The 22,368-nt window shown below is 36.1% G+C and carries 20 protein-coding genes; 7 read left to right on the top strand and 13 right to left on the bottom strand.

Going from position 1 to position 22,368, the window contains the following annotated elements; genetic code table 11:
• Positions 1–3 precede the first annotated feature (3 nt).
• The gene (locus Q3Y49_RS07480) at positions 4–546 is read right to left on the bottom strand and encodes an inorganic diphosphatase (protein ID WP_303271679.1); all 543 of its coding nucleotides are present in this window, start codon (positions 544–546) and stop codon (positions 4–6) included.
• A gap of 89 nt (positions 547–635) precedes the next feature.
• On the opposite strand from Q3Y49_RS07480, the gene Q3Y49_RS07475 reads away from it, so the two are divergent.
• Together Q3Y49_RS07475 and Q3Y49_RS07470 are read left to right on the top strand one after the other, a co-directional pair.
• On the top strand, positions 636–1,526 hold the full coding sequence (locus Q3Y49_RS07475; RefSeq protein WP_303271678.1) for a mechanosensitive ion channel family protein: 891 nt from the start codon (positions 636–638) through the stop codon (positions 1,524–1,526).
• Positions 1,527–1,753: 227 nt separating this feature from the next.
• The gene (locus Q3Y49_RS07470; protein WP_303271677.1) at positions 1,754–2,635 is read left to right on the top strand and encodes an NHL repeat-containing protein; all 882 of its coding nucleotides are present in this window, start codon (positions 1,754–1,756) and stop codon (positions 2,633–2,635) included.
• Positions 2,636–2,759: 124 nt separating this feature from the next.
• Here the strand turns inward: Q3Y49_RS07470 and Q3Y49_RS07465 are convergent, their stop codons facing one another.
• The 9 genes from Q3Y49_RS07465 to Q3Y49_RS07425 form a co-directional block, all read right to left on the bottom strand.
• Entirely contained in the window at positions 2,760–5,657 is a 2,898-nt protein-coding gene (locus Q3Y49_RS07465; RefSeq protein ID WP_303271676.1) for a TonB-dependent receptor, read from the bottom strand.
• A 173-nt stretch (positions 5,658–5,830) separates the two neighbouring features.
• Positions 5,831–7,375, bottom strand: coding sequence for a beta-helix domain-containing protein (locus Q3Y49_RS07460; RefSeq protein WP_303271675.1), 1,545 nt, complete (start codon positions 7,373–7,375; stop codon positions 5,831–5,833).
• Positions 7,376–7,558: 183 nt separating this feature from the next.
• Positions 7,559–8,542, bottom strand: coding sequence for an AAA family ATPase (locus Q3Y49_RS07455; RefSeq protein WP_303271674.1), 984 nt, complete (start codon positions 8,540–8,542; stop codon positions 7,559–7,561).
• Positions 8,543–8,694: 152 nt separating this feature from the next.
• The gene (locus Q3Y49_RS07450) at positions 8,695–9,225 is read right to left on the bottom strand and encodes an adenine phosphoribosyltransferase (protein WP_303271673.1); all 531 of its coding nucleotides are present in this window, start codon (positions 9,223–9,225) and stop codon (positions 8,695–8,697) included.
• Between the two features lie 25 nt (positions 9,226–9,250).
• Positions 9,251–10,267, bottom strand: a complete 1,017-nt coding sequence (locus Q3Y49_RS07445) for a threonine aldolase family protein (protein WP_303271672.1) — start codon at positions 10,265–10,267, stop codon at positions 9,251–9,253.
• A 1-nt stretch (position 10,268) separates the two neighbouring features.
• Positions 10,269–10,529, bottom strand: a complete 261-nt coding sequence (locus tag Q3Y49_RS07440; protein WP_303271671.1) for a hypothetical protein — start codon at positions 10,527–10,529, stop codon at positions 10,269–10,271.
• A gap of 4 nt (positions 10,530–10,533) precedes the next feature.
• A complete protein-coding gene (locus Q3Y49_RS07435; protein ID WP_303271670.1) occupies positions 10,534–12,051 on the bottom strand; it encodes a bifunctional GNAT family N-acetyltransferase/carbon-nitrogen hydrolase family protein in 1,518 nt (505 codons plus the stop codon).
• A gap of 115 nt (positions 12,052–12,166) precedes the next feature.
• Positions 12,167–13,054 carry a lipoyl synthase gene (gene lipA / locus Q3Y49_RS07430; RefSeq protein WP_303271669.1) on the bottom strand — a complete coding sequence of 296 codons (888 nt, stop codon included), beginning with the start codon at positions 13,052–13,054 and terminating at the stop codon, positions 12,167–12,169.
• Positions 13,055–13,079: 25 nt separating this feature from the next.
• The gene (locus tag Q3Y49_RS07425; RefSeq protein WP_303271668.1) at positions 13,080–13,793 is read right to left on the bottom strand and encodes a hypothetical protein; all 714 of its coding nucleotides are present in this window, start codon (positions 13,791–13,793) and stop codon (positions 13,080–13,082) included.
• Between the two features lie 161 nt (positions 13,794–13,954).
• Between Q3Y49_RS07425 and Q3Y49_RS07420 the strand changes: the two genes are divergently transcribed.
• Positions 13,955–14,359 carry an OsmC family protein gene (locus tag Q3Y49_RS07420; RefSeq protein WP_303271666.1) on the top strand — a complete coding sequence of 135 codons (405 nt, stop codon included), beginning with the start codon at positions 13,955–13,957 and terminating at the stop codon, positions 14,357–14,359.
• Position 14,360: 1 nt separating this feature from the next.
• On the opposite strand, the gene ytxJ is transcribed toward Q3Y49_RS07420, so the two are convergent.
• The 3 genes from ytxJ to Q3Y49_RS07405 form a co-directional block, all read right to left on the bottom strand.
• Entirely contained in the window at positions 14,361–14,702 is a 342-nt protein-coding gene (gene ytxJ / locus Q3Y49_RS07415) for a bacillithiol system redox-active protein YtxJ (RefSeq protein ID WP_303271665.1), read from the bottom strand.
• A gap of 10 nt (positions 14,703–14,712) precedes the next feature.
• Positions 14,713–15,936, bottom strand: coding sequence for a hypothetical protein (locus Q3Y49_RS07410; protein ID WP_303271664.1), 1,224 nt, complete (start codon positions 15,934–15,936; stop codon positions 14,713–14,715).
• 219 nt (positions 15,937–16,155) lie between these two features.
• On the bottom strand, positions 16,156–18,135 hold the full coding sequence (locus tag Q3Y49_RS07405; RefSeq protein WP_303271663.1) for an alpha-ketoacid dehydrogenase subunit alpha/beta: 1,980 nt from the start codon (positions 18,133–18,135) through the stop codon (positions 16,156–16,158).
• A gap of 170 nt (positions 18,136–18,305) precedes the next feature.
• Between Q3Y49_RS07405 and Q3Y49_RS07400 the strand changes: the two genes are divergently transcribed.
• From Q3Y49_RS07400 to Q3Y49_RS07385, 4 genes are all read left to right on the top strand, one after another.
• Positions 18,306–19,544: a M16 family metallopeptidase gene (locus tag Q3Y49_RS07400; protein ID WP_303271662.1), complete on the top strand. Its 1,239-nt coding sequence runs from the start codon at positions 18,306–18,308 to the stop codon at positions 19,542–19,544.
• Positions 19,541–20,044, top strand: a complete 504-nt coding sequence (gene ispF / locus Q3Y49_RS07395) for a 2-C-methyl-D-erythritol 2,4-cyclodiphosphate synthase (RefSeq protein ID WP_303271661.1) — start codon at positions 19,541–19,543, stop codon at positions 20,042–20,044. Before Q3Y49_RS07400 ends, ispF begins: the two co-directional genes overlap by 4 nt.
• A 2-nt stretch (positions 20,045–20,046) precedes the next feature.
• Complete coding sequence (mnmC2, locus tag Q3Y49_RS07390) at positions 20,047–20,727, top strand: tRNA (5-methylaminomethyl-2-thiouridine)(34)-methyltransferase MnmC2 (RefSeq protein ID WP_303271660.1); 681 nt, start codon at positions 20,047–20,049, stop codon at positions 20,725–20,727.
• 481 nt (positions 20,728–21,208) lie between these two features.
• Positions 21,209–22,366 (top strand): formimidoylglutamase, encoded by a 1,158-nt coding sequence (locus tag Q3Y49_RS07385; protein WP_303271659.1) that lies wholly within the window; start codon positions 21,209–21,211, stop codon positions 22,364–22,366.
• The last annotated feature ends 2 nt before the right edge of the window (positions 22,367–22,368 follow it).

Raw genomic sequence — 22,368 nt, 5'->3', positions numbered from 1 at the left:
CGCTTATCTAAATGTTTTATCATAAAGCTCAATGCTTTCATTAATTACATTCATTGCTTCTTTTTTATCAAAGAAATCCTCTACTACCACTTTCTTATTCTCTAATTGCTTATAATCCTCAAAAAATCTTTGCATCTCTTTCGAAGTATGAGGAGGTAAGTCACCAATATCATTCATATGATTCACTGACATATCATTAGCTGCAACAGCAATGATTTTATCATCTGCTTCGCCTTGATCCATCATTTTCATTACACCCAGTACTTTAGCTTTAACCATACATAATGGTGGCAACTCAATAGAAGTAATCACCATTATATCCAATGGATCTTTATCGTCACAGTACGTTTGAGGGATAAATCCATAATTAGCCGGATAATGCACAGAACTAAAAAGTACTCTATCCAGCATTAAATAACCAGTCTCTTTGTCCAATTCAAATTTACCCTTGCTGCCTTTAGAAATTTCTATTACTGCATTTACATACTCAGGCACCTCATCTCCGTAATGGATATCATGCCAAGGGTTTCTTTTCTTATCTATCATCTTAAATTTGTAAAATATTTTTACAAAAATAAGAGATGTAGCTGAGAGCACCTACATATAGTGTTATTAGATTGTTATAACTTTACATTATGAACAAAAAATCCATAACCCCAACTATAAATCTGGAGCGAAAAAAGAGAATTTGGTTTTTAGCTAAAGCAGTACTTTTTATTGGTGGTCTTTTTGCTATTGATAATTTTAAAAATCAATTAATCGAATTTGGAATAGCAGAACACTATTTAAGAGCTTTGCGATTTTATCTTTATGCTGACCTTTGGATCTCATTAATAAGATTAGGCGTTGTTTTTTATTATCAGCGAAAGCACAAATTATCTAAAGGTGTAAAAAACAATTTTGTTTTAGGGATCGATCATATCGCAAATATTTTGCACACTTTTGTTCTAATTGGCTCTATTCTATTCCTATTTAAAATAGACCCTATCAATCTAATAACTTCATTAAGTATTGTTGCAGCAGCTATCGCTATTCTTTCCAAAGATTATATTGCGAATATGATCAATGGTATGATCATTATGTTCTCAGAGGAAGTAATGATAGGAGATGAGATCAAAATTGGGGAGGTAAAAGGAAAGGTTTCTGATATCACTTTGGTCAATATGCATATTGTAAATGATGACGAAGATTTGATTTACATCCCAAATTCAATGGTTCTCACCTCTCAAATCTTTAATTACACTAAAAGAGCTATCCGTAAAGTCAGTTTTGATTTCGATCTGAAAAATGAGTTGACTACTGATGTAGAAGCTGTTGAAGCACATATAATTAAGGTGCTGAAGGAATATCATAAATATATCAAACATGACAGTTACGTGCTGCGAATTATTAAGATCAATGAAAATTTTACTTCTTTAAAATTTCAATTTGTGCTACACCGACACTCCGAAGTTCGCGAGAAGGATATTCGAAAAGCAGCTTTAAGGCAAGTATTAAAGTATATAGGAGATGCCAGTTCAAAATAAGGTCAACTACAACAAGGTAGTACTTTTCCAAAATTCTCACTTAATCAAAAAACATTTCGCTTTTTCTACTAACCACTGCAAAAATACCGCCACGATAGTAACAAAAGGTTATTATCTCAGAGACCACCTTATCCAATATTCAGACTTACAAATCTTATCAAGAAACTGAAACACTTGTGATTGCTTTCAGTTTTGTATCTTTATGTAAACCAACACAAAAAAAGACTATGAAAAGTACAGTATTCGTATTGGGTTTTGCATTGCTAATTTTTGCATGCACCCCAACTAAAAAGGAAAATCAAGAAGAAGAAACACAGGTCAAGGAAGTAGTAGAAACAGCAGCCGATCCTAATTTGGTTAAATTATGGGAAACTGATACAGTGATGACAACCTGTGAGTCTGTTCTATTCGATGGAGAGGGAAGTCGACTATTTGTTTCTAATATTAACGGACAACCATTAGACAAAAATGGAGAAGGCTTTATTTCTATCTTAAATCTAGACGGAAGTGTTCAGGAATTGAATTGGGCAACGGGTCTCAATGCTCCAAAAGGAATGGGTATTTTTGATGGCCACCTTTACGTGACAGATATTGATAGAATAGTGGCCATTGATTTGGAAACGGGTGAAATCGCTAAGGAATTTACTCCTGAAAAAGCAGAGTTTTTAAATGATATTACGACCTCAGCAAGCGCAGTTTATATTTCAGATATGGGATTAGGCTTGATTCATAAGATTGAGGGTGGACAATTATCTACTATTGCCCAAGGTGTAGAGGGACTAAATGGCTTATTAAGTAAGGGGAATCAATTGATGACTTTGGATAAAAAGGGCTTGCGGGCATATGATCTTGTTGAAAATAAATTTTCAATGGTCAACGACTCCGTAACTGGGGGAGATGGTCTAACCATGCTAAATGACGAAACTTATATTGCCAGCAGATGGCAAGGTGAAATTTATCATGTAGCAGGAAATAAAGCTACATTATTGCTGGACACCAAAGCTCAAGAATCACAAACTGCTGATATCGGTTTAGATGCTGATAAAATGATTGTTTATGTGCCTACTTTCTTTAAAAATAAGGTAGTGGCCTACCAATTAGAGAAGTAAATCCAAAAAAATACGTATCGTACCCGCATGAACAGAACTGTTCTTGCGGGTTTTTTTATAACATAAAAAAAGCTTCCGAGAATTCTCGGAAGCTTTGATTATATAAAAGTCAACCTGAACTTTATCATCTGAATTTATAAGAGAACCCTACACTAACTGAGCGACCTGGATTGTATCTTGTAAATACTTGCTCTTGCGCTTGATATCCCTGAAAGAACTCTTCCCTAAGATCACCAAGAATATTGCTGATACCTACGCTTAATTTCATTTTTTCGTCTGCACCAAATGTTTTATTCATATTGAAATTTAAATTATGGAATGGTTCAGAATAAATATCTGACCTATTTCCAATTCCAACGAAAATTAAAGTAGGACCTTGAACATTGTAGAATAAACCTCCGTCTAGCCCATTTTCATAATCGGCATATGACATTCCGAAATTCAGAATATAAGGTGACTGACCAGCCATTTCTCTAGTATTCTCAATAACTTGACCCTCCCTTGCATTGTTGGTTCTTGAAGCAAACTCGTTCGGAGCCATCTCAATTTTGGATTGTGTAACAGTTATATTTCCATTCACGGAGAAGTTTTCCAAAGCAGGAGTTATAAAACTTAGGTTTTTCCTGAATTCGGCTTCTGCACCCACAACTTCCCCAGTTCCTACGTTTCTAGGCTGGAAAAACCCTGCAATTTGTACATATTGAACCATCTCAATTGGATCTGTAAATTTCTTGTAAAATCCACTTAATGAGAATGTTTGTCCTCTTTCTTGGAATAGTTCCCATCTTAAATCAAAATTGTCAATGTAAGTGGGTCTTAAGTTTCCATCCCAAACCACATCACCGGTTGCATTTTCGTCAGGGAAGAATCCACCAATGAATGACCGACCTGAAACAGGATCCAAAATTTCGGCAAATGAAGCTTCTTTAAAAGAAGGTCTAGCAGTAGTTCTTGAATACCCAACTCTAAAATTCTGTTTTTCAGCTAAAGAGTAAACCAAATTAGCGGTTGGGAATAAATCAAATGTTTCCAACACCTGCTCATTTTCTAGCAGCAAACCTTGTTGGTTTAAGCCAGTATAAGATTGAGTATAGTATTCTGTTCTTAATCCAATAATTGCTTTAAGGTTTTCAATAGGTGCAAATTCATTTGATGCATAAGCTGCTGATGAATTAATTGTTGCATCATATTGATTAGTATTATTAGGAACGAACTGAGGTTCGTAACGTGTTCCACTAAATCCGTTTTCATCAGCTGGCCATAGGTTTTCTTCCTCAAACATCACATTTGGATTCAAAGTGATCTCTACACCATTAGGAATAATTTGATAGTTCTCAATTTTATAATCTCTTCTCTTGTAAGTATTTCCTCCACCAAATTTAAATTTGGCATCTTCTCCATTGAATTTATAGGCTCTAGTGATATCCGCCTTGGACGCTAGGTTATCTTCATTTAAATATCTCCAGATTCTTTCTGGGTATCCTGATTCAGATCCAATGGTTAAGTTCTCCCCATCAAAGCCTTCATCTCTTATTCTAGTAAACCTAATGTCTGGATCGGTGATACTAGATCTTGTTGGAGACACCTTCCATTCTACTTGCCAATCTCTGCCGTCTATGTAGTGCTCACCAGCTAATAGAATATTGGTTAATCCCTTTTGTGTGTACTCTAAGTTTTCCTGACGTGCATCAAAATTTGCTCCTTGGTCCCGATTTCTATATTCAAATTCACCAGCTTTTGATTCTCCGTTTTGAAGGTGCAATAGATTTAATTTGTATTTAGAATTAGCAGTTTTCAAAGCCAATCCACCCATTGCACTGATCAATACTTCATTAGTACCATAATCTCCTATCTGAGTTTCTCTAACCTCTAATTCATTAGTAGATCTATCATTTGCTAATCCATATCTACCAAATTCTGCATCTTGATAGAAGCGAGTATTATTCTTGTAATTCAATGAAAAGCTATGGCCTAAAGTCATGCCACTTAATGCTTTTTGATTTCCAAAACTCAAACCAGCACTGTAATCCATAAAACTGTTCTGTCTCATGGCATCTAAAGTTGGGTTGAAATCACGAAGAATTGAACTAAATTTCTGGCCGTCTTTACTGTCTGGTCTTCCAATTACGTTTCCATAAAGTGGAATATCCTCAGAAGCAAAATTATCTGCTGGATTAGCTCTGGTTCCATTGTCAAAACCTAAGAAGTCTGTATTACTACCTTCGTATGTAAGGTAATTATTATTGAAGTGCATAGTCGGGTTAAAACTTCCACCAATGGAGACATCAAATGTTGGCTCCTCAGGAAATTCTTTGGTGTCTATATTTACAATTCCTCCTGTAAAGTCTGCCGGTAAATCTGCTGTAAAAGATTTAGTGACCATGATATTGTCAATTATACCTGTAGGAAAAATATCCATTTGCAAGGTATTTCTGTCAGGATCTAGGCCAGGGATATCAACTCCATTTAAAATAGATTTAGTATATCTATCTCCTAATCCTCTTATATAAACATATTTTCCGCCTTCTACAGAGATACCAGGAACTCTTTTGACTGCAGAAGCAGCATCACTATCCCCAATTTTTCTAAAATTAGCAGAAGAAATTCCATCTAGGACATTTGGCGATTTTCTTTTAACAGCCAATAACGCTGCTTCAGTAGATCGAATTGCTTTTGCAGTAACCACAACCTCACCTAATTGAGCTACATCTTCAGCAAGTGAAATATTATCTATAATATTAACCTCACCTGCATTCACTTTTACACCCTCAATAGTAACAGTTCTGTAAGTTACAAATGAGGCTTGAACATTATAAGTGCCAGGCTCGGCATTAATTTGAAATTTACCATCAAAATCAGTAACTGCACCAGTACTCGTACCTTCTATTACAACATTTACACCAAATAGTGCCTCACCATTTGCTGCATCTGTTACGGTACCTCTAATTATACCTTTTTGTGCTAAGCTTATTGCAGGAATAAGCAAAACGAGTAAAATTGAAATCAGAAATTTGTTATTCATCTCTTTGTTTTATTTGATGTTACAAAAGTCCGATTAAAAAAGGAGAAAAGGTTTATTACTAAATTATTGAAATGTTAAATGATTGTTATTATCGTAATATTGCAATGTATTGAAAATAAAAAATCCCGATCAGATGATCGGGATTTTGTGTATAACTTATGAAAAACTATTAGTTAAAAGTCTGTTAACTGTCCATCAGCATCGGCCCAAGTCCATCCTGCAAAAGCAGACTTATCAGCACCTACTGTTGGAGTAGTAACAACTGAAGCTTCATCAGCACTTAAGTTATCAAATGCTCCACTATCAGTCGTGTCATTAAAAATATCAGCAATCGTTCTATTCCCTTCATCTAAATGACTTATATTGAATTGTAAATTGCTTAAAACGGTAGCTCCTGAATTGAAATTAGCAACAGAACCATCATCATCCAATTCAAAGTCAGAATTAGCTTTAAAGTTGAAGAAGTAGATGTTTTCTAATCTTACGGAAACAGCATCTCTCAAATCTGCGTATTCTCCACCAGTTGCATCTAAATCACCTTTAATAGAACCATTTTTTAGAGTATATCCACCCTCGTCAAGTGCACCTTCAGGACCATCTAATTCAAGAGCATGATCAGAATCAAAACCTAGGATACCAATAAAATTATCAATTGTTCCTGTATAATCTTGATCACAGTCAAAGCTATCATCATAAGAATTCCAAACTAAAAGATTTGTTACATTTACAGATCCTCCAAATGGCTCGATACCATCATCTTGGTTTGCAATAATTTCGATATTTTCAATCATAGTTCCTGTACCAACACCACCAAGAGTCAAACCATTGATTTCATTACCTTCACCTATATTAGCACCACCGTGACGAATAGAGATGTATTTTAAAACACCAGAATTATCAGCAACGTTGGCATTGTCACCACCACCATATAAGCCGTTGGTGTCAGAAGGTGGAATTCCTTCAATTTGAGCTACTCCATCAGGAGTTGAAATAGGAGCTCTACCTAATACGATTAATCCACCCCATAAGCCATCAATGTCCGGATCTAAATTAGGAGAAGCAATCATACCTGGCTCAATTTCATCTGCAACTGATGTGAAGATAATTGGGGCTTGAGCCGTTCCTTCTGCCATTAATTTACCACCTCTTGCAATAACCAAGGCAGTCGCGTTTGTTCCTGTACCTGCTTCACCTTTAATGATAGTCCCTGCTTCAATAGTTAAAGTAGCACCATCTAAAACGAATATTCTACCGCCTAAACGATAAACAGTTTCATTATTCCAAGTCACATCCTCTGAAATATTTTCTGTAACTGTAACTTCGGTTTCTACTTCAGGTGCTTCTCCAACAGATAAAACGTGAGTAACTGTTTCTTCATCTCCGTCCACATCGGTAGCTGTAAATTCAAATACAATGTTCTGATCTGCGTCAGCTTCTTCTGCGGTGTAAGAAAATTCTAATGACAAAGAAGTAGCATTAGCTTCAAATTCTGGTTCTAAATATGATTCTCCATCTTTAGTAACCGTTACACTTGCTAGTCCGTCTTCTGCAGTAATAGTTGCATTTACTGGACCTAAAGTTCCTAAATTTTCTATCTCAGCTGTAGCTGGGATCCCTTCAATTGTCACTAGATTGTTTGGCTCCGGATCATCATCACATGCTGTGAATATAAATCCTGACACCAATGCTAGCATCGCTAATAAATTAATTTTCTTCATCGTGAGTAATTTTTAATAGTGTTTAAATTTCTTTGCGACAAAGGTGGGTTTTAATTGTTAACTGAAGTTGTCAAACTTTTTAGCAAATTGTTACCAATTTTATCTACTATTAATTTTGTGTTAAAATAAAAAAAGCGATCCATATGGAACGCTTTCAGAACTGTACTCAATACTTATATCGAACTATCCAATAGGGATCTGTCTAAGGATCTTCTCAATAATATCTTTAGTAGTAACACCATCTGCTTCGGCTTCGTAATTGAGCAAAATCCTGTGATTCATAACATCATAAGCCACTTCTTTAATATCTTCAGGCAACACATAATCCCTACCTTCCATATAAGCTACAGCTTTAGCACTCAAATTTAAGTTAATACTAGCCCGAGGCGAAACACCATATTGAATGTATTCTGCTTCTTGTTTCAATCCATAATCTAATGGAGACCTTGTGGCATATACCAATTCGATAATGTAGCGTTCCAATGATTCAGAAATCTCAACCTGATTGACTTGATCTCTGATGCTGAAAATTTCTTCCTTCGTTAGAATTGTATTAACTTCTTTATTAAAAGACATATTAGACATTCTTCGCATCACCTCTAATTCCTGAGATTTGGTTGGGTAACTCACCGTTACTTTCAACATGAAACGGTCGACTTGTGCCTCCGGTAGAGGATAAGTTCCTTCCTGATCAACCGGATTTTGAGTCGCCAAAACCAAAAATGGTCTATCTAATCGGAATGTTGTTTCGCCAATCGTCACTTGTTTTTCCTGCATTGCTTCCAATAATGCAGATTGTACTTTGGCAGGGGATCGGTTTACCTCATCTGCTAAAACAAGATTTGAGAAAATAGGGCCTTTCTTGACTTCAAAATTCCCTTGCTTCTGATTATAAATCATGGTTCCAATCAAGTCGGACGGCATTAAATCCGGAGTAAACTGAATACGCTGGAAATCTAAATGCAAAACATTCGCTAAAGTATTAACTGTTAAGGTCTTTGCCAAACCGGGAACTCCTTCCAACAATACGTGCCCATTAGTGAAGAGTCCAATCAACAAACGATTGACCATATATTCTTGACCCACTACTACTTTAGCAACTTCAGACATTACGTCTTTTACCTTTTGCTGCAATTCGCTTTTATTTGCTACCTGTGCTTCTTCCATGATTGCTTTATAAATCTCTTTTCCCTATAATATTAAACTGATAATTTTTTATACAAAAATATTTATTTGAGTCAAATATAAAGCCAGTTAGATTTCGAGGCAAATGCCTGCGTCCCCAGCTTTCTCTTTGGCTCATTCAAAAATCAAATATATTAATAAGTAACGATACTGTAAACCGCTTCATTTTCTTTAGCTAGTCTTTTTTTACCTTCCAAAAACCCTAACTCAATCAAAAAGCTAAAGTTACCCACATTTCCACCTAATTCTTTTACTAATTCCGCTGCGGCTACAGCCGTTCCTCCAGTGGCCAGTAAATCATCGTGAATCATTACCTTCTGATTTGGCTTAATGGCATCTTTATGAATCTCCATTGTCGCACTGCCATATTCTAAATCATACGAATATTTAATGGTTTCATAGGGCAGTTTTCCTTGCTTTCTGACAGGTACAAAAGGAACCCCTAATTTTTCAGCAATCATCATTCCAAATAAAAAACCTCTTGATTCCACCCCTACGATCACATCTATACCGTCATCTTTGGCTTTTTCCACAAACCAACTCACAATTTCCGTTACCAATTTTGGATGCGATAGAACTGGAGTAATATCTTTAAATATAATGCCAGGCTTCGGAAAGTCAGCTATGCCCCTTATTTGAGCAGTAATTTTCTCTGATAATGTCATGAGTGCTAGTTTATTTCTTGGAGGTTTATATCGCTTTTAATTTTACTATTAGGTCTTGGAGCATATCATCGTTAAAATCAAGGTGGGTAACAAAACGAACATCATGTTTCCCAAACGGAACGGCTAATATGCCATTTTGCTTTAATTTCTCCACAAAATTCACTGATAATGCATTATCTGCTAATTTAAATATGACAATATTGGTTTCTACGGGTAATACGGATTCAACAAAACTTAAGCCTTCCAATTCCTCCGCTACAGATTTTGCTCTATTATGATCTTCCACCAATCTGTCAATATGGTGATCCAGAGCATATATTCCCGCTGCAGCTAAAAATCCAGCTTGACGCATCCCACCTCCTAATACCTTACGCACTCTCCTAGCTCTTTTAATATCCTCTTTATTTCCCAATAATAACGAACCAACAGGACAACCCAATCCTTTAGAAAGGCAAATTGATATAGTATCAAAATGTTGACCATAACTTTTCGGATTATCTTCAGTAGCAACTAAAGCATTAAATAAGCGTGCTCCATCTAAATGCAGCTTTAAATCTTTATCCTTACAAACTGCGCTAATTTTTTCAATCTCTTTAAAATCATAAACACAGCCCCCACCTTTGTTCATCGTGTTCTCTAAGGAAACTAATGTAGAAATGGGAGCATGAACATCGTCCGGATTGTTGATATTATCCTGCACCATTTCCGCAGTAATTCTTCCACTATCCCCTTGCAATAATCGAACAGATGCAAAAGAATTGTAAGCAATACCTCCGCCCTCATATAAATAGATGTGAGATTTTTCATCACAGATTACTTCGGTATGTGGCGCTGTATGAACTCTAATAGCAATTTGATTAGTCATGGTGCCACTGGGGCAAAAAATGGCGGATTCCATTCCAAAATACGCAGCAGCTTTTTTTTCTAAAGCATTTATGGTTGGATCTTCTCCAAAAACATCATCCCCAACTTGAGCCTCGATCATGGCCTCCCTCATTCCTGATGTTGGTCGGGTTATCGTGTCACTTCTTAAATCAATCATTTTAAGATACTTTTTCGAACCAATGAGGTAGTTTTACTTGATCCGTATAAAACTTTTTCCGGCTATGACTACTATCAAAAGGAACTATTTTTTCAATACGGTCTGTTTTTGGATGATAGAAGGCTTCCACATAAAAATCATTCAACAAAAATAAATTGACTTTATAGCGGTAATAGCGGATGGAGGTCACAAACTCTCCGTCAACATATAAAGTCTTTATTTTTTTGAACAAACTTAAACTTACAAACTCTTCAACTTTCACTGACTTATTTCTTTTTGATAGTATATAAATCTTTTCTTCTGTCCTTCAAATTACGCACACTGCCGTAAGTATGCAATTCTTTTAGCAAATTTACATCTACATCTGCAATAACGGTCATCTCCGTGTTGGGCGTAGCTTCCGTTTTAACACCATTGGTCGGGAAAGAAAAATCGGAAGGTGTGAAAACTCCTGACTGTGCAAACTGGATATCCATATTATTTACTTTAGGCAAGTTACCCACACTTCCAGCTATAGCAACATAACATTCGTTCTCTATCGCTCTAGCTTGAGAGCATAAACGCACACGCATATAACCATTTTGAGTATCCGTCAAAAATGGAACAAATAAGATTTTAACGCCTTCGTCAGCCAATAATCTTCCCATTTCCGGGAATTCTACATCATAGCAAATGTTAATCCCAATCTTACCACAATCGGTGTCAAAAGCTTGAATTTTCTTGCCCCCAGTCATACCCCAAGCACTGACTTCAGCAGGAGTCATATGAATCTTTTCATAGGTTTCGCTGGTTCCATCCCGCCTACATAAAAACCCTTTGTTATAGAGTTTCCCTCTGTTCATTACAGGCATACTTCCGGTAATAATGTTCACATTATAGTTGATGGCGTATTCCTGAAAAATTTCCTTTAAAGGTTCTGTGTATTTAGCTAGTTCTCTAATAGCTGTGGCTTCATCCAAATGGTTGAATTCTGCCATTAGTGGTGCATTAAAGAGTTCGGGGAATAAAATAAAATCACACTGATAGCCACTCACCACATCAATAAAAAACTCAATTTGCTCCTGCATTGCTTTTAATGATGGGGTTGGCCTCATTTGCCACTGCACCAATCCTAAACGAATTACAGTTTTAGGGATATGAACGTACTCCTCAGAAGGTTCATAATAAATATTATTCCATTCGATGAGCGCTGCAAACTCCGCAGATTGTTTGTCTCCAGGCAAATAGCCTTTCAAAACTTTCTTTACATGGAAATCATTTGATAATTGAAAAGACAAGGTCTTATCGTAAACCTCTTTAGCAATTACTTTCTGAATATACTGCTTTGGTGTAAATTTTTCAGCGTACTTCAAATACCCAGGTAATCTCCCACCAGCCACTATTGACCTTAGATTCAGTTGTTCTACTAAATCTTTTCTAGCATCATACATCCTCCGCCCTACTCTCATGCCCCTGAAGTCAGGATGCACAAAAACATCTATCCCATATAAAACATCCCCTTCTGGATTGTGGGTGTTGAAGGTCTCATTTCCTGTGATTTCGGGGTAGATATGATTATCCCCGAAATCAGAGTATTCCACAATAATCGATAAAGCGCAACCCGCTACCTGCCCGTTCACCAAAACACATAACTGCCCTTCGGGAAATTTATCAATTAAGGTTTTTATATGTTCGACCTCCCATAAATCATCCCAGCCAGCATAAGCCTTTTTCATGGACTTGATCAAGCTGCGATAGTCCTTCAGTTTTAGATTTTCTAGGGTTACAATAAAATTATCTTGCATATTATTATTAAATGGCTTCTCAAATGAAGCCTATAAAAGTACGTTTAAAAGAAAAAACCACAGCAATATAAGCGGATTTCACTTAAGCTGTGGTTTCTAAATAATATTAGCTTCCTTAAATAGGAACGTTTACGTGTCTTTCAGCATGGTAAGAAGAACGAACCAAAGGACCAGACTCAACGTACTTCAATCCTCTTTTTAAACCTTCTTCCCTATACATATCAAATACTTCAGGATGGACATATTCCATCACATCATGGTGCCGTTTTGTAGGCTGTAAGTATTGCCCCACTGTTAAAATATCACATCCATGTGCAACCAAATCATCCATTGTAGCAAACATCTCCTCTTGAGTTTCACCCAAGCCAACCATTATTCCTGTTTTTGTTCTTTTGCCATACTCTTTGGTCAATTTAATTTGATCCAAACTTCTTTGGTATTTGGCTTGAGGTCTCACTCTTCTGTAAAGACTAGGAACGGTTTCAATATTGTGCGAAACAACTTCTTGACCTGCTTCAATCATTCTATATAAAGCATCCCACTTTCCTTTAACATCAGGAATTAATGTCTCGATGGTAGTTTCAGGGGAAAGTTCCTTTGTTTTAACTACGGTTTGATACCAAATCTCGGCACCTCGGTCTTTCAACTCGTCTCTATTAACAGAAGTTAAAACTGCATGCTTAACCCCCATTTTTTTGATAGCTTCAGCTACCCTTTGAGGCTCTTGCTCATCATACTCTGGCGGACGTCCCGTTGCTACCGCACAAAACGAACAACTTCTCGTACATACATTTCCCAAAATCATAAAAGTAGCAGTCCCTGCTCCCCAGCACTCTCCCATATTTGGGCAATTACCGCTTTCGCAAATGGTGTGAAGCTTATTCTCATCCACAATTTTACGAACATTAGCATATTCCTTACCAACAGGTAATTTCACCCTTAACCAATCCGGCTTTTTATTTTTCTTTTTCTCTTCTTGGCTTACTACCGGTAAATCTATCATATTAATTCTTTAATCTATTCTAAATCTATTTTCTAGACCCAAACAAAATACTTACAAAAGCAGCCGGGTAAAAGTTATAATTCTTAGTGCCCAAGGGAACCAATTTAATTTCTTTGGAAAAAATCTCACCTAAAAATCCAACCTCAAATCCAGTTACTTTACTTTTGAAAGTACCAAATTCAAATAGTAGCGATGCACGAATATGAGCTCCCAAAACAACTTCCATTTGATCAATTCCTGAAAAATACCCTGCCGGACCTATAATTGAGGATCCATTTAAATACTGCGAGTATGTAACCAAACCTCCACCCTCACTTCTTAAAAGATAGGGCGAAACGAAGCCCAAGGTTGGTCCACCCATAAAGACCCCATTAATTTGCACACCTTTTTGTTCTGCTTTCTTGAAAAGCAATAGATCATATCCGTACATTAAACGGGAGCTAATCAAATATTTTTCTTTGCCTTCATAAAAACTAGATGAGCTGAAAAATGTGGGACTTGGAACTCTTCTTTCTTGAGGATGTCTTACATTGGCTATTTCAATTCCATAAGTTTGAAAGACTCTATTTGATTTTTTAGCACTATAGCGAAAGAAGCCACCTGAGAAAAGGCCTCCATTTGTGGCTTTACTTACCCCAAATAAAAATTCTTGCCCATATTCGAATGGATTATCTTTTTGGCTTTTGACCTCAAAGGTGAAAGAAAATATTAGTAAAAAAAGTATAAATATTTTTTTCATTTCAATGTTGTAATATCGCAAATTTAATGCTTTAGTTTCAGAATCTAAATATTTTTCAATCCTTTCACCAAAAACCACTTTTAGAATATTCGAAAGAAGTTAAAATCCCTGAATTATACTAACTTGCGTTTGAAAATAACGATAAAAACCCAATATAGTTTATGGCCACCTCATCAATTAAATACATCCACCCATTAAAAACAAATGCTACGCATAATCGTTCGGGAAATTCAATTTTGACCGATGCTCCTGTAGATAATAATGGAGAGGGGGCATATTTTTCTCCTACGGATTTGGCAGCTACCTCCCTTGCCAGTTGCATGATGACTGTCATGGGAATTTATGCTGACCAAAACGATCTAGATTTGGGCGATATTAGTTGCGATTTACAAAAAGAAATGGCTTCAAATCCCAGAAGAATCAAAGCCATAACCGTCAATATTGACTGGAAAACTAATCTATCTAATAAGGAAATTGAAAGATTAAAGAGAATTGCTCTAAATTGCCCTGTAGCAAAAAGCTTACATCCTGATATTGAACAAAATATAAACTTCACGCTACTATAGATTAAGCAGCTACTCCCGATTTCAAATTTTGGTAACTTATACCCATATGTGATTCATCATAAACACAATCCCCATTTTTAATTAACAGAATCTGAGGTGACTGATGCATGATTCCAAATTTAGCTGCTACAGCATCGGAGACATCCCTGTGAGAAATTAAGTCCAAATAATAAGGCCTTACTTCTCTCATTTCATCTTGATTCCAGCTTCTCTCTAATCTGTTTAGAGCCATAGCACTAATAGAACAGCTAGTGCTATGCTTAAAAATAATAACAGGACTCTGTTTAGATTCTTCAACAATTTTATCTAAAGTATCTAGACTTTCTATTCTTTCCCAATTCATAGTTCAAATTTTATTGTTCTTCTCCTGATTCGGCTTCTTGCTTCTTCCAAGTATCGGGATGGACGGAGTTATCCCAAATCTGCCCTTCTTTCTTATCTCTTTTTTCTTTAGGTTTCTTACGATTTACGTAATTAGGCTGCGTATCATCCTTCCAAATACTGCTGAAAAACGAAGAAACAGATTGAAAAGTTTTAGCAAAGAAAGGCAATTTAGAATTTTCCGCGGCTAGTATTTTTGTACCAGGGTGGGATTCGCTACTAACATAGAAATGTCTTGAGTAATTTCCATCTAAGTTAGATATGTCCTTACTGGTTTGCTTCATCTCACCGGTAGGTTTTCTCTTTTCTAGAACCGTCAGAAGCCTATCGTCATGCAAATCTTGTTTTTTGGGTTTGTTTACGCTAGTCGTCATTAACTTATCATCATCAAATGGTTTTCGGTCTCTATTTGCCGGTTCTGAGACCATCAACTTTGAATCGTCAAACTTATTTCTTTTTCTATCCTGAACTGTTTCAGTCATCAACTTATCATTATCGAAGGGCTTCGGTTTTTTATTGGAGGCATCTACGGTAAATAATTTATCCCCGTCAGGCTTATTTGATTTGTAATCAGGTTTCGATACAAGCATTAGCTTATCATTATCCATTTTTGAATAATCATTCTTTTGTTTCCTAAACATGATTTTATCATCATCCATTTTTGGATCTAGATCCGGAACTGATGCAGTTTCAAGTTTATCATTATCAAACGGTTTTTTGTCTCTATCTTTTCTTCTGCTATACAGCTTTTTCCCATCTACTTTGCTCTGTTTATCTTTTTTTGCAGTTTTCGATAACGTCTGAGAAGGATCATTTAAATTGATTGCTTTTGGGGTATCTTGAGGCCCGCCATTTTGCAAATTGACGTTTTTATGCTTTTGTTTTCTTTGGAGAACAGGACCTTCTTCTGCAATTCTACTATCATAGGGGATTAAAGGTGTCTTTAATTTAGATGGATTTGTAATAGCTTCTCTGTCAGCTGATTGATAGTTTGGTTTATTATCGTACGTTTTACGCTTGGGTCTTTTGTTTGGATTATAATCTTTAGTCTCATAATCACTTTTTCTCGCCTTAAACCACATCACTTTATCCCAATCCCACTTAAAAGGATTAATAACGATTACCTTATTACTACCTCTGTTTGGATTACCTTTTGCTTTCCTTCTTTTGGATGTCTTTACTTTTTTATTGTCCATTTTTTCTGGACTTTTCTTCTCTGATACCTCCAATTTTTTTCCGCCAGTTTCTTGTGCGAAAATTTTATGAGGAATAGAAAAAAAACATAGCAAAACTATGACTAATGATACTCCAACTGGTCGATATAGTATTTTCTCTAACAAAATGTATTTACGAAACCTTCAATTTAACCCCATTTTTTAGAATAATAAATTTTTCATCGGGACATGTACTTAAATCTAATAATCTACCAATTTTCTCAATTTGTTTTTGATTCTTTCTTTTGGCAAAAAGTTTTGTTCTAAATCTGCATTAAAAGGAACTGGGGTGTCCAAACTTCCTTCTCGCATCACAGGTGCATCTAAGGCTTCAAAGCAGTTTTCACTAATCCATGCAGCTATTTCACCACTTATACTTCCTGTAAGACAATCTTCATTACAAATCAATACTTTTCCAGTTTTCAGTACACTGGCTTTCACCGTTTCTTTATCCCAAGGTAACAATGTTCTTAAATCAATCAACTCAACAGACATATCGCTTAAATCATTCATTGCCTCTTTTGCCCAATGAACTCCCATTCCATAAGTTATTATAGAAATGTCTGTCCCTTTCTCAATAACATTGGCTTTGCCGATTTCCACGGTATAATAATCATCAGGAATATCATCAGTCAACGACCGGTAAAGCGCCTTATGTTCAAAGTACATTATAGGATTAGGATCCTCTATTGCCGCAGTAAGTAAACCTTTGGCCTCATAAGGATTGGACGGAAATACAATTTTCAACCCAGGAGTATGAAAAAACCATGCTTCATTGGACTGAGAATGAAATGGACCGGCGGCCACTCCCGCTCCTGTTGGCATTCTTACCACCACATCAGCGTTTTGACCCCATCGGTAATGAGATTTAGCCAGATTGTTCACGATTTGGTTAAACCCACATGTCACAAAATCAGCAAACTGCATTTCTATCACTGATTTTTGTTTTTTAATGCTCATTCCCAAGCCAATCCCAATAATAGCTGATTCGCAGAGGGGCGTATTTCGGATTCTATCTTTCCCGAATTTATCGATAAAGCCTTCCGTGATCTTAAAAACTCCTCCGTAATCGGCCACATCTTGCCCCATTATCACTAGCTGTGGATATTTTTCAAATGATTGCTTTAGACCATCCGAAATAGCATCTACATATCTTTTTGGACTCTTATTATCCGTTTTCGGCTCTATTACTGTTGATTCAACTTGCAAAAACAAATCACAAACTTGTTGTTCAGTATTCACTTCAGGATAAATATCTTCTCCTGCTAGTTTTAATCCGTTATTTATATTTGCTTTTATCTCAGCCCTTAAATCATCTATTTCACTTTGAGAGATAATTTTTTCCTTAAGTAAAAACTGCTCATAATTATTAACAGGATCTTTTTTAGCCCATTTATCAAATAATTCCTGTGGGACATACTTGGTGCCTGAAGCTTCTTCATGTCCTCTCATTCTGAAAGTCATAGCTTCTATTAAAATAGGTTTTGGATTTTTACGGATTTTTTTAGCTGCTTTATCTACTGCATGATAAACATCCAAAATATTATTACCATCCACTTTAATGGCCTCCATTCCATATCCAGGACCTTTGTCTATAAAGTTTTTGAATTTGAATTGTTCATTGCTTGGTGTGGATAGCCCATAACCATTATTTTCAATCATGAAAATCACAGGTAAGTCCCATACAGCTGCTACGTTTAATGCTTCATGAAAGTCTCCTTCTGAACTACCTCCATCACCACTAAAAACAAGAGTTGCTTTCTTTTCTCCACTTAATTTGCTGGCAAGTGCAATTCCATCAGCCACACCTAATTGAGGGCCTAGGTGAGAAATCATCCCAACAATATGAAATTCATTAGTTCCAAAATGAAAAGAACGGTCTCTTCCTTTTGTAAAGCCTTGCATTTTACCTTGAAATTGAGAAAATAATCTGCTCAATGGGATATTCCGACTAGTAAATACCCCTAGATTCCTATGCATTGGTAATATGTATTCATCTTCTTGAAAAGCGGCAGTTGAACCAACTGAAATAGCTTCTTGTCCAATTCCAGAAAACCATTTGCTGATTTTATTTTGCCGCAGCAAAATCAACATTTTTTCTTCAATGAGTCGCGGTAACAAAATTTGTTTGTATAAGTTGATGAGCTGACTGTCGGTTAATTTTTTTCTATCGAATTGCATGAAAAAATACCTTAAAGAAAGGCTTTAAAGGTTTAAGTTTAGTTTTTAAATTAGTGTTTCTATCTTTGGGTTTCCTTAAAAAATCGGAAACTATTGTCCGACAAATTTAAAGTAATGGTCTTATCTGCAAAAGCCATTATATTTTTTATTTTTGATTCACTCATTAGCTTATGATAAAATATAATTCTTTTACGCTTGATAATGGTTTAAATGTATATGTCCACGAGGACAAAAATACACCTTTGGCCGTTATTAACCTACTTTATGATGTGGGTTCTAGAGATGAAAAAGCCGACAAGACTGGTTTCGCCCATCTATTTGAGCATTTGATGTTTGGGGGATCAAAAAACATCCCTAACTATGACGAGCCACTTCAAAGGGTTGGAGGTGAAAATAATGCATTCACAAGTCCGGATGTAACCAATTATTACATAACACTCCCTGCCCAAAACATAGAAACCGCTTTTTGGCTAGAATCTGATCGGATGATGTCACTCTCCTTCGATCCAAAAGTTTTGGAGGTACAAAGAAGTGTTGTGATTGAGGAATTCAAACAACGGTACTTAAACCAGCCATATGGTGATTTATGGCTGAAAATGCGTCCCTTGGCCTACGAAAAACACCCTTATCAATGGGCTACAATTGGAAAAGAAATTTCTCATATTGAGAATGCTACCATGGATGACGTTAAGGAATTTTTCTTTACTCATTACAGACCCAACAATGCTTATTTGGTGATTGCTGGAAATGTAGAAACGGAGCATGTTAAGGCCTTAACTGAAAAATGGTTTGGGGAAATCCCTGCCGGTGAGAAGAGAAACCGTAATTTACCAAAAGAGCCCAAACAGCAAGAAGCAAGATTTCTGGAAATAGAATCGGATGTGCCAGTTGATGCTTTGTATAAAGCTTATCACATGCCTGCCAAAACGGATGAAAAATATTATGCTTCTGATTTGATGAGCGATATTTTAGGAAGAGGAAAATCAAGCAGACTTTACAAAAAACTAGTCAAGGAAGACGGAATTTTCTCTAGCTTGGCTGCATACGTAACAGGCTCGGTTGATCCTGGCCTACTCGTAATTAGTGGTCAAGTTTCATCAGGAATTAGTTTAAAGAATGCCGACCTTGCCGTTCAACAAATTATAAAGGAATTACAAGCTGAGGAAGTGGCTAATAAAGAATTGGAAAAGGTTAAAAACCAAGCAATTTCCACCATCGTATACGGGGAGGTTGATATTCTAAACCGTGCCATGTCTATTGCATTTGGTGCTGCTATGGGAAATCCGAATTTGGTAAATGAAGAAACAGATTTGATCAAAGCGGTTAGCACCAAAGATATCCATACTGTCTCAAATGAAATATTGCAAGACGAAAATTGTTCTACTATTTACTATAAAGCAAAAAAATGAATTTCAGAATTGGTTACGGATATGATGTGCACCGTTTGGCTGAAGGAGAAGAATTTTGGCTAGGCGGCATTAAACTAGATTATCACAAAGGCGGAGTTGGTCATTCAGATGCAGATGTTTTAATTCATGTAATTTGTGATGCCTTATTAGGGGCAGCTAATTTACGCGATATTGGTTATCACTTTTCAGATCAGGATGCTCAATACAAAGGCATTGATAGTAAGATTTTATTGGAAAGGACCATTGCCCTGATCCGAGAAAAAGGATACGAAGTTGGTAATTTAGATGTAACGGTAGGCTTGCAAAAGCCCAAAATCAATCCTCATATTCCTGAAATGAGAACTGTTTTGGCTAAAGTCATGAAAATCAGTGAAGACGATTTATCATTGAAAGCCACGACCACTGAGAAGTTAGGTTTTGTGGGAAGAGAAGAAGGGATTGATGCGCATGCGGTCGCTTTGATTTATAAAGTTAATCACCAAAGTGATTTAGATAATTAGTCATGGACAATATCAAAATTATAACTACTGAAGACGGGTCCCATTCACTTTACCATGAAGAATTAAAAGAAACCTATCATTCTTTTCATGGTGCACTACAGGAATCTGTTCATGTATTTATTGAAAAAGGTCTGCGATTTTGGAGAACAAAATCAGGTTTACCTAAGCAGGTAGATATTTTTGAAGTAGGGTTTGGTACGGGTTTAAATGCTTTATTGGCTGCACATTTTGCTATGGAAAATGAGGTGAAAATAAATTTCACTACTATTGAGCCTTTTCCTTTGGATATGGAGATTATAAGTCAATTGAATTACGCTACTTCGATTGATGGTGATGATTTGAAAGCAACTTTTGAGCAAATACATACAAGCATTTGGGGTGAGAAGGTAGAAATCAATCCATATTTTTCAATTCACAAAATCAAAAAAAAGCTCGAAGATTTACAAATAGATCAAAAGTTTGACGTTTTGTTTTTTGATGCGTTCGCCCCAAGTAAGCAGGCGGAACTGTGGACAGCTGATTTAATGCAGAAATGTTTTAATTTACTGAAAGATGGCGGTGTATTTACAACCTACAGCGCCAAAGGGCAATTAAAAAGAGATTTGAAATCTGTAGGTTTTGAAGTGGAAACTTTACCTGGACCTCCCGGAAAGAAGGAAATGGTGAGAGCCAAAGTGAATTGAACTCTTTTAGTTAATGTCTTCGACATTATTTCTATATCACAAAAGATTCAAAAGTCAACAAAAGTAGAATTACCGATTGCAATTTGTAAGTATAAAAAGCTGCAAAAGAAATATTGCCAGTGCATGAAGCTCAGCTGCTTTCATATATGAAACTTAAAAATCCCTAAGGGAATCCTTTTTAATTTTAATGTTTATAACCTCTACAATGAAGGACAAAAAACCTTTGTAAATGAGTACTTCACTGAGTTGGTGTAGAAATAATCAAGATTATTTCCTTTTGTTATCTTTAGTCTCTTTTGTGGTTAAAATAAATCACTAAGTGATTAATTAAGGCTTGGTCAGCTATACATTAAGGTAATTTGAATTTGAAAATTTGCCAAGATATCCAGAAAAGAATACTTTGGAGTTAAGCTTTTACAGATTATCAAATCATTTACTCCAAAATTCATGTCCATCAAATTATTGTTATTAAATTCATGCCATGGATTTAAGACTTTTCTTTAGCCCCGTTCCCGAGGAGATTTTTTCCGACATCAAAAAGCAGGGGAGCTTTTACAAAAACATAAAAATTTACCAGGAGAAATTTCCTGATTATAAAAGTGCCGATATTGCTTTAATTGGCATATCCGACAAAGGCAATAATGAAGAGAACGCTGGTACAGCGGGAAGTGCCGATGCCTTAAGAAAAAAGCTTTACAGATTGACAAAAGGCTCTGGGGCCTATAATATTGTGGATTTAGGTAATATATCTGAAGCCATAGACACAGAACAAACATTCGGAAGAGTTCAAGAAGTTTGCCATGCTTGCATCGAAAATAATGTGCTACCCATTCTGATTGGAGGTTCACATGATATGGGATTTGCACAATATTTGGCTTACGAAGAAATGGACAAGCTCATCAGTGTTTTAAATGTAGATGCATTTTTAGACATGGAGGATAAAGAAGCTCCTGCCAATCAGCAGCATATTCAGAAATTGCTGATGCATCAGCCAAATTATTTGTTCAATTACAGCCATTTAGCTTATCAAACTTATTTAGTAAACCCTCAGGCAATCAACACGCTCGAAAAACTCTATTTTGAAGCGCATAGAATAGGTGCATTACGTCATGATTTAAAAGAAATGGAACCCGTAATTCGGCAGGCCGATATGTTCAGTTTTGATTTAACGGCTTTAAAATCCTCTGATTTTCCAGCTACAGCAAATGCTCAACCATTTGGCCTGACTGGTGAAGAAGCTTGTCAATTATGCTGGTATGCAGGGATCAATGAAAAATTAAGCGCCATAGGATTTTATGAATTTGATATTACCAAAGATGATGAATCCAATAAGTCTGCAGCAGTTTTATCCACGATGATTTGGTATTTCATTGAAGGGTTTTATCATCGAAAAGAATCTAGGGATTTCCGTTCAAATGACTATATGAAATATGTGGTTTCTATGCCTATGGAACCAGAAACCTTAACTTTCTATAAAAGTAATTTTATAGATAAATGGTGGATGGAAGTTCCAAATCCATCAGGAAACAACCGATTTAATAGAAATTCAATAGTTCCTTGTAGCTACTCCGATTATCAACAGGCTTTAAAAGGTGAATTGCCAGAAAGGTGGATTGTCATGCATTCCAAACTATTTTAATG

Origin of the sequence: Marivirga harenae (assembly GCF_030534335.1) — a bacterium.
GTDB lineage: Bacteria > Bacteroidota > Bacteroidia > Cytophagales > Cyclobacteriaceae > Marivirga > Marivirga harenae.
This window is presented reverse-complemented; position numbering and strand designations above follow the sequence as displayed.